General features: G+C 68.8%; 6 protein-coding genes. 3 read left to right on the forward strand and 3 right to left on the reverse strand.

The features are described 5' to 3' along the window. Positions 1-41: 41 nt before the first annotated feature. Both AB0J12_RS02935 and AB0J12_RS02940 read right to left on the reverse strand, forming a co-directional pair. A complete protein-coding gene (locus AB0J12_RS02935; RefSeq protein WP_363262380.1) occupies positions 42-1,274 on the reverse strand; it encodes an Ig-like domain-containing protein in 1,233 nt (410 codons plus the stop codon). Between the two features lie 142 nt (positions 1,275-1,416). Continuing rightward, the gene (locus tag AB0J12_RS02940; RefSeq protein WP_363262382.1) at positions 1,417-2,661 is read right to left on the reverse strand and encodes an Ig-like domain-containing protein; all 1,245 of its coding nucleotides are present in this window, start codon (positions 2,659-2,661) and stop codon (positions 1,417-1,419) included. Positions 2,662-2,815: 154 nt separating this feature from the next. On the opposite strand from AB0J12_RS02940, the gene glgX reads away from it, so the two are divergent. Then, on the forward strand, positions 2,816-5,047 hold the full coding sequence (gene glgX, locus AB0J12_RS02945; protein ID WP_363262383.1) for a glycogen debranching protein GlgX: 2,232 nt from the start codon (positions 2,816-2,818) through the stop codon (positions 5,045-5,047). Positions 5,048-5,146: 99 nt separating this feature from the next. Here glgX and AB0J12_RS02950 read toward each other — a convergent pair whose 3' ends face one another. Then, entirely contained in the window at positions 5,147-8,308 is a 3,162-nt protein-coding gene (locus tag AB0J12_RS02950; RefSeq protein ID WP_363262384.1) for a DNRLRE domain-containing protein, read from the reverse strand. Between the two features lie 539 nt (positions 8,309-8,847). Here AB0J12_RS02950 and AB0J12_RS02955 point away from each other — a divergent pair. Both AB0J12_RS02955 and AB0J12_RS02960 read left to right on the forward strand, forming a co-directional pair. Further along, positions 8,848-16,572, forward strand: a complete 7,725-nt coding sequence (locus AB0J12_RS02955) for a ricin-type beta-trefoil lectin domain protein (protein WP_363262734.1) — start codon at positions 8,848-8,850, stop codon at positions 16,570-16,572. Continuing rightward, positions 16,551-17,018: a hypothetical protein gene (locus AB0J12_RS02960; RefSeq protein ID WP_363262385.1), complete on the forward strand. Its 468-nt coding sequence runs from the start codon at positions 16,551-16,553 to the stop codon at positions 17,016-17,018. The genes AB0J12_RS02955 and AB0J12_RS02960 overlap by 22 nt, the downstream gene beginning before the upstream one ends. Positions 17,019-17,081: the final 63 nt, after the last annotated feature.

Genomic DNA, 17,081 nt, shown 5'->3' on the forward strand with positions numbered 1-17,081 from the left:
TGCCGTGGGGTCACAGCACCGGGCCCGCTTCGTCCGCGGAACTACTTGGTCCACTCCGCCCACGGCATGTTCCAGCCGTTGAGGCCGTTGTCGGGGGCGACCGTCGCGTCGTGGGAGTTCTTCACGACCACCACGTCGCCGATGAGCGAGTGGTTGAAGAACCAGGCCGCCGGCACCGAGCTGTCGTAGCCACCGCGCACGTCGCGCAGGCCGACGCAGCCGTGGCTGGCGTTGTAGTTGCCGAAGGCGTCGCCGCCCCAGTAGTTGCCGTGCAGGAAGGTGCCGGAAGTGGTCAGGCGCAGGGCGTGCGGGACGTCCTTGATGTCGTACTCGCCGCCGTAGCCGACCGTCTCGCCGTTCATCCGGGTCACGGTCAGCTTCTCGCTGATGACCATCTGGCCGTTCCAGGTGTCGTAGCCGGGCTTGCCGGTGGTGACGGGCAGGGTCTTGACGACCTTGCCGTCCTGGGTGACCTGCATGGTGTGCTTCTTGGCGTCCACGTAGGAGACCTGGTTGCGGCCGATGGTGAAGGACACCGTCTTCTTCTGCTTGCCGTAGACGCCGGCGCGGCCCTCGACGCCGTCCAGGTTCAGCGTGACGGTGACCTTGGTGCCCGACTTCCAGTAGTGCTCGGGACGGAAGTCCAGGCGGTCGTTGCCGAACCAGTGGCCCTGCACGTCGACCGCCGGCTCGGTCTTGATCTTGATGGCCTTCTCCACGTCCTGCGGGTGCGTGATGCCCCGCGAGAAACGCAGCGAGAACGGCATGCCGACCCCGACCGTGGAGCCGTCCTCCGGAGTGAAGGTGCCGGTGAAGGTGTTCTTCGGGGTCAGCGTGGTGAACGCGGAGTCCTCGGCCGCCGTACGGCCCTCGGTGTCCTTGGCGACCGCGTGCACCTGGTAGCGGGTGGCGGCGGCCAGGTGCGTGGCGGGTGTCCAGGAGGAGCCGTCGGCGGATATCGCCCCGTCGACCTTCGTCCCCTTGGCGTCCTTGACCATGACCTCCGTCAGCTTGCCCTTGGCCGCGCTGACCTTCAGGGCCCCGCTGGTGTCGACGGCCGTGGCGCCGTCCTTGGGCGCGACGGTGACGACCGCCTCGGACTGCTTGCTCGCGGCGGCCGAGGCGTCACCCCCCTTGCCGTCCTCCGTGTCCGAGCCCCCGCCCCCGCCGCACGCCGTGACGGCGAACAGCAGGGCGCCCGCGGTCAGCGCAAGCCCCGCGCGACCCCGCCCGCGCCCCGCAACCGATGCCCCCGATATCGGCCGGATGTTCAAGTTGTTTCTCCCTCCCCCGGGCCCTGTCAGGCCCACACGCCCCGCGCGTCGTGCGCGCATACGGCGCATATTAACTGCCCGGTCAGGAGCGCCGACGGGCTCGGAATGTCACCGTTCCGTCCCAACTCCCGGCCGGGCGCGCTCAGCGCACCGCGCCACCCGCCTTCCACTCGGTCCAGCCCAGGTTCCAGCCGCCCAGGCCGTTGTCGGGAGCCACCGTCTTGTCCTTGCTGTTGACCACCTCGACGACGTCCCCGATCAGGCTGCGGTCGAAGAACCAGCCTGCCGGGGTGTCGGAGCCGCCGCCCTTGGCGTCGCGCAGGCCCACACAGCCGTGGCTGACGTTGGTCCGGCCGAAGACGTCCTCGTCCGCCCAGTAGTTGCCGTGCAGGAAGGTGCCCGAGTCGGTCAGTCGCATGGCGTGCGGCACGTCCGGGATGTCGTACTCGCCCTTGCCGTCGTCTTTCTTGAAGCCGACCGTGGCCCCGTTCATGCGGGTGACCTCGAGCATCTCCATCACCACCATCTTCCCGTTGTAGGTGGTGTTCTTCGGCGACCCCGCGGTGATCGGCACGGTGGCCAGCAGCTCGCCGTCCCGGCGTACCTCCATGGTGTGGTCGGCGGCGTCCACCAGCGACATCTGGCTGCGGCCGATGGTGAAGGAGAACGACTTGGACTGCAGCCCGTACACCCCGCGCGCGCCCTGCACGTCCCGCAGCGCCAGGTCGACGGTGACCTTGGTGCCGGGCTGCCAGTAGCGCTCGGGGCGGAAGTCGACGCGGTCCTTGCCGAACCAGTGCGGGCGGATCTCGACGCCCGGCTCGGCGCGCACCCGGATGGCCCGCTCGACGGCGGCCCGGTTCTCCAGCTCCCGGCTGAACTGGATCGACACGATCATCCCGGTGCCGACGACCGAGCGGTTCTCCGGGGTGACGTAGCCGATGAAGCGCTCGCCGGGGACGTAGGTGGTGAACGTGGCGTGGCGGGCGGAGCGGTCCCCGTCGCCGTCGACGGCGACCGCGTCGACGGTGTAGCGGGCGGCGAGGGCGAGCCGGTCGTCGTCGGGGCGCCACGTCAGGCCGTCGGCCGAGACGCGGCCGGGCACCGGGGTGTCCTGGGCGTCCTGGGAGGCCACCACCTTGACCGACTCCAGCCGGCCGTCGGGCACCGTGACGCGCAGCTTCCGCTCGGGCCGTACCTCCTTGCTGCCGTCGTCCGGCGTGATGCGGATGGCGTCCTCCGACGCGCCGGGTTTACCGAAGATCCCGCCGGGACCGCCGGAGCCGTCCGACGTGCAGCCGGTGGCCCCGGCCAGCAGTCCTGCCCATGTCAATACGGCGGCCAGCGCGGCCCCCGCGCGCCGCGCGCGCCCGTGTACGTGCCTCACGAGCAGGACAACGAGCGGGGCCGCCCCGGGGAAACGTGAGTGCGAGCCACGGTCTGGGCAGAACTGTGGGGAGGACGACGACACGACGGGGAGCACGGTGCGGGACGCCGTACGCCCTGAACGGGTCTCGCCATGAGCCGCGGGAGGCTGAACGGTGTCCAGCGCAGCCGAGCAGGAGGCGGTGACGGCAGGGCGCGCCGCTGAGCAGGGGCGCCCGGCAGCCGCTGTGAACGGGGTGCAGCGCCTGCCCGTGTGGCCGGGTGCGCCCACGCCGCTGGGCGCCCGCGTCCGGGTCGGCCCGGACGGGGTGGCCGGGACGAACTTCGCCCTGTGGGCGGGCGGCGCTGAGGGCGTCGAGCTGTGCCTCTTCGACGACGACGGCGTCGAGACGCGGCTGAAGCTGACCGAGCTGACGCACGAGATCTGGCACGGTTTCGTGCCGGGCGTGCTGCCCGGGCAGCGCTACGGCTTCCGGGTGCACGGCCGCTGGGACCCCTGGACCGGCGGCCGCTGGAACCCGGCGAAGCTGCTGCTCGATCCGTACGCCCGGGCGGTGGACGGAGAGTTCCCGCTGCCGCCGGAGGTGTACGGGCACGTGCGCGACTGGCCGGACCAGCACGTCGCCGACACCGTCCGCGACGAGAGGGACTCGGCGCCGTACGTCCCGAAGGGGGTCGTCGTCCACGATGACGACGACTGGTCCGACGACCGGCGCCCGAAGACGCCGTGGGCCGACTCGGTGATCTACGAGCTGCACGTGCGCGGCTTCACGAAACTGCACCCGGGCATCCCCGAGGAGCTGCGCGGCACCTACGCGGGGCTCGCGCACCCGGCCGCGATCGAGCATCTGACGCGGCTCGGCGTGACCGCGGTGGAGCTGCTGCCGGTGCACCAGTTCGCCCACGAGGACCATCTGCTCCGGCGGGGCCTGCGCAACTACTGGGGCTACAACTCCATCGGCTACTTCGCCCCGCACGCCGCCTACGCCGCCTCCGGCACCACCGGTCAGCAGGTCGGCGAGTTCAAACGGATGGTGCGCGCGCTGCACGCGGCCGGGATCGAGGTCATCCTCGACGTGGTCTACAACCACACCGCCGAGGCCGGCGAGTACGGCCCGACGCTCTCCCTGAAGGGCATCGACAACCGCGGCTACTACCGCCTCCAGTCCGACGCGCGCCGGTACGCCGACTACACCGGCTGCGGCAACACCCTGCACGTCGTGCAGCCGCATGTGCTGCGCCTGATCACCGACTCGCTGCGCTACTGGGTCACCGAGATGGGCGTGGACGGCTTCCGCTTCGACCTCGCCGCCGCCCTCGCCCGCTCGATGCACGACGTCGACATGCTGTCCCCCTTCCTCGCGGTCATCGCCCAGGACCCGGTCCTGCGACGCGTGAAACTGATCGCCGAGCCGTGGGACGTGGGCTCAGGCGGCTACCAGGTGGGCGCCTTCCCACCGCTGTGGACGGAGTGGAACGACCGCTACCGCAACGCTGTGCGGGACTTCTGGCGGCACGCCCTGCCCGACGTGCGCGAGATGGGCTACCGGCTGTCCGGCTCCAGCGACCTGTACGCCTGGGGGGGGCGGCGGCCGTACGCCTCGGTCAACTACATCACCGCGCACGACGGTTTCACGCTGCGCGACCTGGTCAGTTACGAGCGCAAGCACAACGAGGCCAACGGCGAGGGCAACCGGGACGGCAGCGACGACAACCGCTCCTGGAACTGCGGGGCGGAGGGCGAGACCGACGACCCCCGCATCCTCGCCCTCCGCAGACGGCAGCTGCGCAACCTGCTGACCACACTGCTGCTGTCCACCGGTGTGCCCATGCTGGTCGCGGGCGACGAGATGGGCCGCACCCAGCGCGGCAACAACAACGCCTACTGCCAGGACAGCGAGCTGGGCTGGGTGGACTGGCGGCTGCTGGACGAACCCGGCTGGAAGGCGCTGTTCGACCTCACCTCACGCCTGATCGCCCTGCGCCACCGGCATCCGGTGCTGCGCCGCCGTGCCTTCTTCTCCGGCCGGCCGCAGGCGGCGGACGGGCTGCGGGACCTGGCCTGGTTCACCGCGCGCGGCACCGAGATGACCGAGCGGGACTGGTACGCGCCGGCCGCGACCCTCGGCATGTACCTCTCGGGGCGGGACATCCCGGGCCGCGACGAGCGGGGCGCGCCGATCCTCGACGACAGCTTCCTCGCGGTGCTGCACGCCGGGGAGGGCCCGGTGGAGTTCGTGCTGCCGGGGCCGCCGTGGGCGGAGCGGTACGAGGTGGTCGTGGACACCGCGCGGGAGGAGCAGGCGCACGCGCCGGAGGTGACACACCCGGCGGGCACGGCGATCACGGTGCCGGGCCGGTCGGTGCTGCTGCTGCGGGTGCACTGAGCGGCGCGGCTCCCCGCGCCGGCCGGACGGCCGGGCCCCGGCCACCCCTTGGAGGGGTGGCCGGGGCCCGGTGGTCGGTGCGGGTGGCTCAGCCCTGGATCAGCCGAAGGCCTTGACCGTGTTCCAGTTCACGGACAGCACCACGCGGACGGGTGCGTTGGTGTTGGTGCGTGAGGGGTGGTAGATGCGGGTGTAGCCGTCGGAGGCGAGGCGGGCCCAGATGTCGGGGATGCCGTCGTTGTTGACGTCGGGGATGCCGATGACGGTGGGCACGTTGACGTCGGTCCAGCTGGTGCCGTACGCCTCGTCCTTGCCGGTGAGGGAGTTGGCGGCCAGTTTCAGCGACTCCAGGTCGACGCTGCCGGCGACCGAGCCGGGCTTGCCCTGGCGGTCGTACATGTTGCCGTTGTCGAGGTTGCGCCAGAGCAGGTCGGGTGTGTTGTCGCCGTTGATGTCGGCGACGTTGACGATCTCGCGGCGGGCCCAGGCGTCGGCGTTCATCTGCGTGGCGGTCTGGAAGGTGGCGCCGGTGTAGCCGGACAGGGTCCAGAACTCGGCGCCGGCCCGCAGGACGAGGTCGGGCAGCTTGTCGCCGGTGATGTCGCCGACGGCCTTGATCTGGGTCCAGGTGGAGGGCGCGGGGGCGTTGGACGGGAGGCGGACTTCGAGGCGCTGGGTGACGTCGAAGCTGCCGTAGCCGTCGCCGGGGTAGAGGTAGAAGTGGCCGTCGGGGGAGACCGAGAACAGGTCGGTGGAACCGTCGCCGGGGTAGGTGTCCTGGTAGTGCGTGATCAGGGCGGCCTTGCCGGTGGCGGGGTCGAACCAGTGGCCGGCCGGGTCGGTCTTCTTGTCGGCGTCGTAGGAGGCGGTGAGGCAGTTGTACAGGTCCCCGTCGTCGCCGCCGACGCAGTTGCGCAGGTTGCCGTCCGCGTTGACGATCATCAGGTCCGGCTTGGCGTCACCGGTGGCGTCCATCGGGCCGTCGGCCTGGTCGCGCGGGGGGACGTAGAAGGTGTAGTCGGTGCGCTTGCTGGCGTTGCCCGAGGCGTCGTACGCATACACCTGGAGGGTGTTGGGGCCCGCGTGCGCCGGGGTGAACGTGCTCAGCGTGACGGTGTTGTTCGTGGCGGTCACGTCGACGGGGTTGTTGCCCTCGATCGACCAGCGGAACTTCGCGGCGCCTTCGGAGGTGAACGTCACCGGGCCCTTGCCGCCGAACTTGACGGTGGCCCAGGTCTGGCCGTCGGGGGTGGCTTCGGGGAAGACGTCGCTGTCGACGGTGGGCTGCGGCGGGGCGCTGGCGTCGACGTTGAGGCGGCAGGGGTCGGTGCCGGGCGGGTAGTAGGAGGAGACCAGGCCGCCGGAGTCTTCCGCGCGCACGTCCCACGAGTAGGTCGCCTTGTCCTCCAGCGGGAACGTGGCGGGGATCGTGAGGGTAGCGGTGCCGGTGGAGGACGGGCTGACCAGGGTGCCGGCCGGGACGGTGCCGCCGGTCTTCCAGAAGCGGAAGCGCAGCTTGCTCAGGTTGCCGTCGGCGTCCTTGGCGTTGGCCGAGAGCACGATGTTGGTCTTGCCGACCGTGGGGCCGGAACCGCCGACGGAGCAGGTGCCGCCGGGCGTCGTCTTGCCGCCGGTGGGCTCGGAGGGCGGCCGGTTGTAGACGACCTCCATGGTGGCGGACGTCGCCTTGAACTTGCGCCAGGTCTGGACGTCGGACTCGCTGGTGGCGCGCAGGCCGAAGGTGATGTTCGACCAGCCGCTGTCGGCGCCCTTCTGGGCGGCGTCCTTGACGTTGAAGTCCTCGTACTCGTCCGGGCAGGAGGTGGAGGACCATCCGTGGGCGAAGGACTTCTTCTGCTGCACGGTGGACCAGCTGGGCTGCTTGTTCCACGTGGTGCCGGAGGAGATCGCGCCGGTGATGGCGAACTGGAACTCACGCGTGGTGCAGGACCACGAGTGGTTGTTGAGCACCTTGAAGCTGGCGGAGGAGATCGTCGCGCCCTTGAGGCTGGTGCTGTAGTTCATCCGCCAGAACGAGCGGGCGGTGCCACCGGTCTCGCTCTCGTAGCCGACGCGGGCGTCGGAGGTCCCGGAGGAGAAGTTCGTGCCGTTCCAGAAGGAAGAGTTCGGGTACGGCTTGTAGGCCACCGTCCAGGCCAGCCAGGCGCTGTTGAGGGTGGGGTCGACGAACACCGGGTACTTCGTGTCCGCCTTCGTGAACAGACCCGTCTCGGCGGCGTTCAGGTCGAGCTCGGTGGTGCCGGTGCCGTCACCGTCGAGCTTCACGGGCATCGGCGCGCTGTGGGCGCCGGGCTCGATTCCGGTCAGGCCGGAGAGCTTGAGCACGTCCGAGGCGGTGGCCGTGGAGGTGCGGGGGCTGCCCTTGCCCTCGTCCAGTTCCGGGTCGCGGCCGGCGGAGTCCCAGGCGAACGGGGTCGGGATGGAGCCGAGTTCCTTGCCCGCCTTGTCCTGCACGAGGATGCGGCCGGCGGCCGGGTCGTGGTGGAAGACGGCCGTGGCGGAACGCAGACCGTAGGAGAGGGTGGCCAGCGCCTTGGACTGCGCGGCTTCCTTGTTCTTGACGATCAGCAGCTGGGCGAAGCCGCCCTCTTCACGGGCGACCAGCAACAGGTCGACGCCGGGGAGGACTTCGGGGTAGAGGGCGCGGGGGCCGTCGAGGACGGGCTCGGGCAGGGTGCCGGGCCAGGTGTAGGCGACGGTGTGCCCGGCGATGTCGACCTCGGCCAGCACCGTGTCCTTCGGGCCCTCGGCCAGCGGGCTGCGGGCGAAGGAACGGTCCGCATGCGCGGCCTTGGTGCCGCTGGAGAAACGGATCGGCTGGGCGGCGTTGACGGGCTGGACACCCAGGTTGCGCGGGGCGTTGTTCACCCGGCGCAGCCGGTTGTCGATCGGCGCCCACGTGCCCGACGCGGTCTTCGCCCGGGTCGGCGTCGCGGTCATCCGCGTGCGCAGCTTGCCGTTGGGGAGCGCCCAGGTCTGCGACGTCGCGGTGGTCGCGGTGTCGATCAGGACCTGCTTGCCGGTGCGCCTGGCCTCGGCCTGCGCGGACTTCTCGTCCCGCGGACCCGTCGAGGCCGGCCGTGCATCGGTGGCTCTACCGGCTTCGGGTGGTGGAGCGTCGTCGGGTTGCCACCAGGGCAACAGGGCTGCGGTCAGAGCGGCCAATACGAGGCCGAGGGTGACAGCCAGCCTGGTGCGCGTGCGCACGAAGGGGCTGAGAAAACGATGCGGCGCGGACACGGCGGCGATCTACTCCCGTGTGGACCAGGCGGAATGGGCATGGGCGCGCACACGATCACACGTTCGGCACACCCAGTCCACGCATGAAGTATTTATGAAGTTGTGACGATCAGATGGGAGAGTCTAGACGATTACTTGACGATGCGTCATGTGTGGCTTTTGGCCGCCTCGAGTGTGACCGTATGGACGGCTTTCAGTTCTTTGTCGACTTGCCACCCGAAGCTGACGTCACGTCAGCTCTTATCCCGTGTCGTAGATCACTTCGGCTGCGGGAACCTTCGCGGATCGCTGTTGAAGCGTGTGGGGGTCATGACAGAGGGTGCGGATTCCATCTGTCGTTTTTCTTGCATGCCTTGGTGGGGTCGACGCGTATGCGCGCTGATAGTCCACCGTCGTGGCTGGGGCGTTGGCGCCCGGCGATGACGGAGTCACAACGACGGCGCCGCCGGCAAAGCCGCGCGGCGACCGTCCTTTTGTTGTCCACGGCTTTGTTGGTGAGCAGTCTCGGTACGGAGGCGTGGGCGATACCCGGCCCCGGCATGAACCGGGAGGAGGTCAAGCTCCCCGATCTGCCGAAACCGACCGCGCTGAACGCGGACGAAGAAGCGGAGAAGAACCTCACCACCGCGCCCGAGGTGCCCATCGATCCGTATGCTCCGACGGCGGTCACGCCGTGGGCGCAGGACAGTGGTGTCGCCACGCTGGCGGCGGACGCCACGCCGGGCACCACGGTCCCGGTCGAGGACCTGCCGATCGCGGTGGGCGTGCCTACGGGCACTGATCCGGCGGCGATCGACGGGACCTGGAAGGTCGATCTGGCCGCGCCGACGGCGTCGCAGGACGCGAACGTCTCCGGCATGATCATGAAGGTCACGCCGCCGGCCGACGCCGACCCGACCGCGCAGGTCTCCATCGCCGTCGACACCACCGGCTTCGCCGACCTGTACGGTCCGCAGGCCGCCGACCGCTTCGGCCTGGTGCTGCTGCCGAACTGCGTCATGGACGCCCCGGACACGGGTGACTGCGCCACCGACGCGGGCACCACCACCATGTCGGGCAAGACCGACGTGCAGCCGGAGCGCCTTCGTTCGTCGGTGAAGGTCGTCGCGGCGGACAAGGCGCCGACGAAGACCAAGTCGGCGAAGAAGGCGTCCAAGCGGAAGATCCTCACCGGCTCGGTGCCGGTCGGGAACCTGCTCGGCGGCAACGCGGGTACGACCACGTCGGGCGCTTCGGCCCGGACCGCGTCGTACAAGAGCTCCGATGTGCTTCCTGTGGTGGACGCTTCGGGCCCGCAGGTCATCGGCGCGATGGACACCGGCGCTTCGGCTTCCGGCGACTTCACCGCGAGCCCGTTGCTGTCCTCCGGTTCCTGGGCGGCCGGCTCCTCGTCTGGTGCGTTCACGTACTCCTATGACGTGCAGGTGCCGGAGACCGCCGGTGGTCTGATGCCGAAGATCTCTCTCGGCTACTCCTCGCAGTCGGTGGACGGTCGTACGTCCGCGACGAACAACCAGGCTTCGTGGGTCGGTGACGGCTGGGACTACAACCCGGGTTCGATCACCCGGACGTACGCCAACTGCCGTGAGGACTCCAAGAAGGACGGCTCGAACAACAAGACGCACCGCACCGCGGATCTGTGCTGGGGTTCGGACAATGCGACGCTGTCGCTGGGCGGGATGACCACGGAGCTGGTCTGGGACAAGACCCAGGGCAAGTGGTTCACCGCCAACGGTGACGGTTCGAAGATCGAGCGGCTGACCGACACGGACAACGGCAACGGTGCCCGCAACGGCGAGTACTGGGTCGTCACCACCCGCGACGGCACCCGCTACTACTTCGGCATGAACAAGCTGCCGGGCTGGGCGTCGGGACAGGCGACCACCGACTCGGTGCTCAACGTCCCCGTCTACGGCAACCACGAGGGCGAGGACTGCTACAAGGCCGGTGACTGGGCCCACTCGTGGTGCACCCAGGGCTGGCGCTGGAACCTCGACTACGTCGAGGACATCCACGGCAACGCGATGTCCCTGTGGTGGAAGAAGGCGCAGAACTACTACGCCCGCAACTTCGACTTCAAGGCGCCGGTCGTCTACGACCGTGACGGCTGGCTCGACCACATCGACTACGGCCAGCGCAAGGACACCCTCTTCTCGGCGACGGCTCCGGCGCGGGTGAACTTCACCGTCGCCGAGCGCTGCCTGCCCGAGGGCACCCTGACCTGCTCGGACGCCAACTTCGAGGACAAGGACCCGGGCAAGTACCGCATCTGGTACGACACCCCGGCCGACCTGAACTGCAAGCAGGTCACCTCCACCTACAAGACGAAGTGCTGGAACGCGGGCCCCTCCTTCTGGAGCCGTAAGCGGCTGACGCAGATCCAGACCTCCGCGCAGCGCCGCACGGACACCACCGCCCGCCAGGTCGTGGACCGCTACACGCTCACGCAGAGCTTCCCGGTGCTGAAGACCGGCCCGAACACGGCTTTGTGGCTGGAGTCGGTGCAGCGCACCGGTTATGCCCGCAACGGCAGCACGGACAAGAGCGTCACCATGAACGCGGTGCGTTTCGAGTCCAACGCCGAGGACATGCCCAACCGGGTGATGCGCCCCAACGACCCCCGCCCGGGTTTCTCCCGGCTGCGCATCGCGCGCGTCATCAACGAGTACGGCGGCGAGACCGTCGTCACGTACAAGAAGCCCGAGGGTGACTGCGCCACCGGCACGAATCTGCCGGACAAGAAGGACACCGCCGGGCTGAAGGCGAACACCCGCCTGTGTTACCCGTCGTTCTGGGCGCCGGACCCCGAGGTCGAGGACATCGACTGGTTCCACAAGTACGTCGTGGACTCCATCGAGGAACTCCCCAACGTCGACGGCGCGTTCGCCACGAAGACGGCCTACCTCTACAAGAACCCGGGCTGGAAGCTCGCCGACCAGGAGTTCACGAAGAAGTCCACCCGGACCTATTCGCAGTTCGCGGGCGTCGAGCAGACCACCGTCATCACCGGCACCGACGACGCGACGATCGGTTCCAAGCGCTCCAAGGCGGTGACGCGGTACTTCCGTGGCATGGGTGACACCGTGTCCGTGAAGGACATCACCGGCACCGAGATCGCCAAGGACCGCGAAGCGTTCGCCGGCCGCATCGCCGAGGAACTGGACTACGACAACGCCGACGACGCGGACACCGCCTGGGTGTCGCGTTCGATCACCGTCCCGGAGGCCACCGAGCTGGCCCACCGCGACCGCGACGACGGCCTGGACCCGCTGCGCGCCTGGCGCGTCACCGAGCCCGACGAGATCGCCTACACCAAGTCTTCCGGCAGCAACAGCGACGACACCCGCACCGAGCGGATCGTCAAGACCCACACCACCTACGAGCCGACCTACGGCCTGCCCATCCAGGTGGAGTCGCTGGGTGACACCGGCAAGACCGGCGACGAGACCTGTACCAAGTCCGAGTACATCCACAACACCAACAAGAACATCATCGGGCTGACCAAGCAGGTGCTGATCGCCCCGACCAGCTGCGCGGCCGCGGACTTCACCAACCTGTCGACGCTGAGCGGCGGCACTCGCACTGCTTACGACGGCCAGGGCTACGGCGTGGCGCTCGCCGACACCACCAAGGGCGAGGCCTCCGAGACGTGGTCGGTCAACGGCACCGGCACCGGCTGGCAGTCCGACGGCACCACCGAATTCGACGCCATCGGCCGCGTCACCCGCACCACCGACGAGGACCACAAGACGACCGGTCTGATCACCTACGAGCCGGCCATCGGCCAGGTCTTCAAGGTGACCGAGACCAACGCCGTCGGTCACTCCGAGAGCCGTGAGATCGAGCCGGGCCGTGGCACCACGACCAAGACGGTCGACGCCAACGGTCACGTCACGCAGGCCGAGTTCGACCCGCTGGGCCGGCTGGAGAAGGCCTGGGCGGCGGACCGCGCCCCCTCCGACACGGCGGTGCCGGACTTCCGGGCCGTCTACACCGTCCCGCAGTACGTGGAGGGCGAGGACCGCAAGCCGTCCTACGTCACCACCTACTCCCGCGGCTACAACGACAAGATCGACACCTCCGTCACCCTCTACGACGGCCTCGGCCGCGAGCGCCAGCAGCAGGAGCAGGCGGACGGCGGCGGCTGGCTGATCACCGACACGCTGTACAACAGCTCCGGTGAGGTCTGGCAGACCAACAACGCCTACCTGACCTACGAGTCCAAGCCCGGCGAGCTGTTCTCCCCGGAAGCCGACACGCAGGTCCCCAACATCACCCGCTACACCTACGACGGCTCCGGCCGCGTGCTGCAGGAGATGCCGGTCCTCAAGGTCGTGGACCCGCTGACAGGCGAGGCATCCTCGAAGGAGGTCCCGGAGCGGGCCACCAAGTACGAGTACGGCCTGGACTGGTCCAAGGTCGACAACCCGCAGGGCACCTCCGACTACCGCGTCTACACCGACGCGCAAGGCCGGACCCAGCGGGTGGACACCTTCAACCCGGACGCACCCGGCGGCTTCACGTCGATGCGCTACGAGTACAACGGCAGCGATCAGGTGGTGAAGGCGACCAACTCCGCCGATTCCGCTCACCCGTGGTCGTGGACGTACGATCACCGGGGTCGTCAGGAGTCCGCCACCGACCCGGACACGGGCACCACCTGGACGTGGTACGACAGCCACGACCGCGTGCTGCACACCAAGAACGCACGCGGCCTCGAGGTCTGGAGCAGCTACGACCAGCTTTCGCGGCCCACGCAGCAACACCTGAACGCCGCGGACGGTCCGCTCCTGTCCAACCTCACCTACGACCTGGCGCCGGGCGGCAAGGGCATGCCCTACACCGCCACCCGCTACACCGACGGTGAGGCCTACACCCAGCAGGTCAACGGCTACAACAAGGACTACCAGCCGACCTCGACCACGCTGACCCTGCCCACCACCCTGGCCTCCACCTGGGGCCTGGACTCGGCGTACACCTACTCCTACAAGTACGCCGACAACGGCATGCTGGAAGAGTCCACGCTGCCCAAGGTCGGTAAGCTTGCCGAGGAGAAGCTGGTCGTCCGCTACAACGAGGACGGCAAGCCGCTCTCCATCTCCGGCAAGGACTGGTACGGCGCCGAGACGGTCTACGACCCCTACGGCCAGGTGCTGCGCTCCACGCTCGGCGCCCAGCCCTACCGGGTCTGGACGCAGAACACGTTCGACGAGTCCAGCGGTGAGCTCAAGGACCAGCAGGTCTACCGCGAGAAGAGCGACGACAAGTCCCTGGTCAGCGGCAACCTCGTCTCCAAGCGGTCGTACACCTACGACCCGTCCGGCAACGTCACCTCCATCCAGGAGGCCGCCACCGGCATCGACGAGCGCCAGTGCTTCGCCTACAACCCGCTGGGCGAGCTGAAGACGGCCTGGACCTCCAAGGACCAGTCCACCTGCACCGCTCCGAAGAACACCGACGGCTCGCTGAACGTGGCCGCCGGCACCGACAAGTCCGGCTACTGGCAGGAGTACGAGTACGACCTGCTCGGCAACCGCACCAAGCTGACCGAGAAGGACCTCACCGGCAACACCGCCAAGGACGCCACGACCACCTACGCCTACGGCAAGGCCGACGGCACCCAGCCGCACACGCTGACCAAGGTGTCCAAGACCTACACCACCCCGCAGGGCGCGCAGGTCAAGGCCGAGGCGGAGCGTCTGTACGAGCTCACCGGCGACACCAAGACCGTCACCTCGATCCAGAACGGCGACAAGCAGTCCCTGTCCTGGACCTGGGACGGTCAGATCGACCGCATCACCGGTGCGGGCACCGGTGGCAAGACCCCGTACGTGGGTCTCGCCGACAAGTGCCTGGACCTCAAGGGCGGACTCGCGGTCGCCGGTACGGCGATCCAGCTCTACGGCTGCAACGCCTCCCCGGCGCAGAACTGGCGCTTCAGCCAGACCCCGGGCGGGACCAACCCCGACCAGGGCACGCTGAACGTCTACGACAACTGGTGCGTCCAGCCCGCCGCCAACACCGCAGGGTCCGCCGTCCAGCTCCAGAAGTGCGACGGCTCGGCCGGACAGGAGCTCAAGCGCAACGCCTCCGGCCAGCTCACCCACGTCGCCTCCGGGCTCTGCCTCTCGGTGCAGGCTGCTAACTCGGCGAACTCGACCCCGATCGTGCTCGCCACCTGTGACGGTACGAAGGCCGAACAGCTGTGGTCGCCGCAGAACGACACCCGCTACATCTACGGCCCCGACGGCACGCGTCTGCTCACCATCAAGGGCAAGCAGGCCACCCTGGACCTGGGCGAGGCTGAGGTCACCGTCCAGAAGGGCGGCGTCCTCGTCCATACGCAGCGCACCTATGACGCCCCTGGCGGTGCCGTCATGCGCTACGCCTACGGAACCGGCGCCGACAAGCTGGTCGCCATCACCGCTGACCATCAGGGCAGCACTTATGCCGAGGTCGCTCTCGACGGCGGTATGGCGGTGCGGATCCGTAAGCAGGACCCGTTCGGCAACGAGCGCGGCACCGACACGGCCGGCGTCAACATGCAGACGCACAGCGGGTTCCTCGGCGCAACCGAGGACAGTGCGTCCGGTTACCAGCAACTGGGTGCTCGCCTGTACGACCCCGTGGTGGGACGCTTCCTGTCCGCCGACCCGGTGCTGGACCTCAACGACGTCCTGCAGTCCAACGGGTACACCTACGCGCACAACAACCCTGTGACGATGTCCGACCCGACGGGTCTGGCGATCGCACTGACCGCTTCCGAGCGGGCCGCGGCCCTCGCGGGCGCGGGTCTGTCCGCGGCGCAGGTCGCGCAGGCGCAGGCGATGCAGGGCAAGTCGATGACCTCGGTGATCCTGGCCGTGGCGTGGGAGACGCTGAAGGACTTCATAGGCATCAACGACGCGATGGCGTGCTTCGGCGGCGACATGTGGTCCTGCATCAGCATCGCGGTCGACGCCATCCCGTGGTCCAAGCTGGGCAAGATCCCGTCCGTCATCAAGGCCGTCAAGCGCACCATCAAGGCCGTCGAGTCCTTCAAGGCGGCCAAGAAGGCAGCCGAGATCGTCCTCAAGGCGGCCAAGGCAGCAGAAGCCGCAGCGCTACGGGCCAAGAAGCTGGCGATCGAGCGAGCGAAGAAGCTGGCCGCGCAACGGGCCAAGAAGAAGGCGGCCGAAGCAGCCAAGAGAACCGCCGACAAGGCCCTGGAGGCAGCCAAGAAGACAGGTAACCCCCGCCACAAGGCGGCCCAGGCCAAGGCGGCGCCGAAGGTGTCGTCCCACTCCCACGGCTCCGGCGGTGGTGGCGGCGGCAAGGGCGGCGGCTCCAAGCCCGGCGGCAAGTCCGGCGGCTCCTCCAAGAGCAACGGAGGAACCAGCGGCAGCGGCGGCTCCGGCAAGGCCGAGGGCGGCGGCGGTGGCAGCGGTGGCTCCTGCCCGATCAACAACAGCTTCGTGCCCGGCACCAAGGTCCTCATGGCCGACGGCACCACCAAGCCGATCGAGCAGGTCAAGACCGGCGACAAGGTCGTCGCCACCGACCCGAAGACCGGCGAGACCCGCATCGAGACGGTCACGGCCGAGATCAAGGGCCACGGCCTGAAGCACCTCGTCAAGGTCACCATCGACACCGACGGCGGCAAGGGCACCAAGACCGCCCGGATCACCGCCACTGACGGACACCCCTTCTGGGTCCCCGAGCTGCACGCGTGGATCAAGGCCACCGACCTGACGGCGGGCCAGTGGCTGCGTACCAGCACCGGTACGTACGTCCAGGTGACCGGAGTGGAGCGGTGGACAAGCCCCGGGGCGACCGTCCACAACCTCACCGTCGGTGACGTCCACACGTACTACGTGCTGGCAGGCGCCGCGTCCGTACTCGTCCACAACTGCGGCGAGTATCCCAAGGTCGAGGGCCATGGCGAGACATGCGAGTGCAACCCGGAGAAGCCGCAGAGCGAGGTGACCCTGGACACCGACTCGTTCGAGCAGGCCCGTAACCTCGGCCTGGAGATCGTCGGGCCCCTGGACATGGGGTCGAGGAAGGACCTCATCGGTCGGCTCGAGGCGGCGGTCGAAACCTTCGGGCGGAAGACCGGGTTCACCGGGCGCAGCGGTGGGGAGTACCGGGAGTTCCGGCTGGATGTGGATGAGAAGAAGGGCACTCACATCAACGTCATGACGGGTAAGGGAGCATCGGTGCGCAAGTATGCGATCAGATGGCCCGGTAGCAGCGTCACCCCATGGCTGAGGCGGAACACGTGACCCCTTACGGAACGCATCCGGAATACCTGCCGGCCTTCATCACCGGTCGGCAGGACGAGGACGCCCGCCAGGTGGAGCAACTGGACCACGCCGCGAGCCGTGCGCTGGAGGCCCTGAGTCTGAACAGGTTCCCGGCCAAGGGTGCGGGGCTTGACTGGGACTCCGCGGCGTACACGAACCAGCGGTGGTGGGACGACGAGGCGGGCTGGGGAAGGCTGATGGCGGACCTGCTGTCCTCCGCCGTGGCGCGCGGAGAGCGGGTCGCCGTCTTCTGGGGCAATCTCGCCGTCCCCACGGTGGTCATGCCCGCAGACGTCGCCGTGCGACACGCCCAGGAGTTCCTGGAGGTCGCTCCCGTCTTCTGGGTGCATCCGCTGGGCGGTTCGGTACTCATCGAATGCCAGATGGACGGCCAGGTGACAGTCGCCGACATTCCGTCCGCGTAAGGGCAGTACTGCAGTGGCCCCGTCAGGAGAATTCCTGACGGGGCCACTCGCGTCCGAGCACTT

The organism is Streptomyces sp. NPDC049915 (genome assembly GCF_040656475.1).
GTDB lineage: Bacteria > Actinomycetota > Actinomycetes > Streptomycetales > Streptomycetaceae > Streptomyces.

Bases quoted from the DNA above. Each gene is read 5' to 3' on its own strand.
- AB0J12_RS02955 (WP_363262734.1), top strand. From the start codon at position 8,848: ATGAACCGGGAGGAGGTCAAGCTCCCCGATCTGCCGAAACCGACCGCG.
- AB0J12_RS02960 (WP_363262385.1), top strand. From the start codon at position 16,551: ATGGCTGAGGCGGAACACGTGACCCCTTACGGAACGCATCCGGAATAC.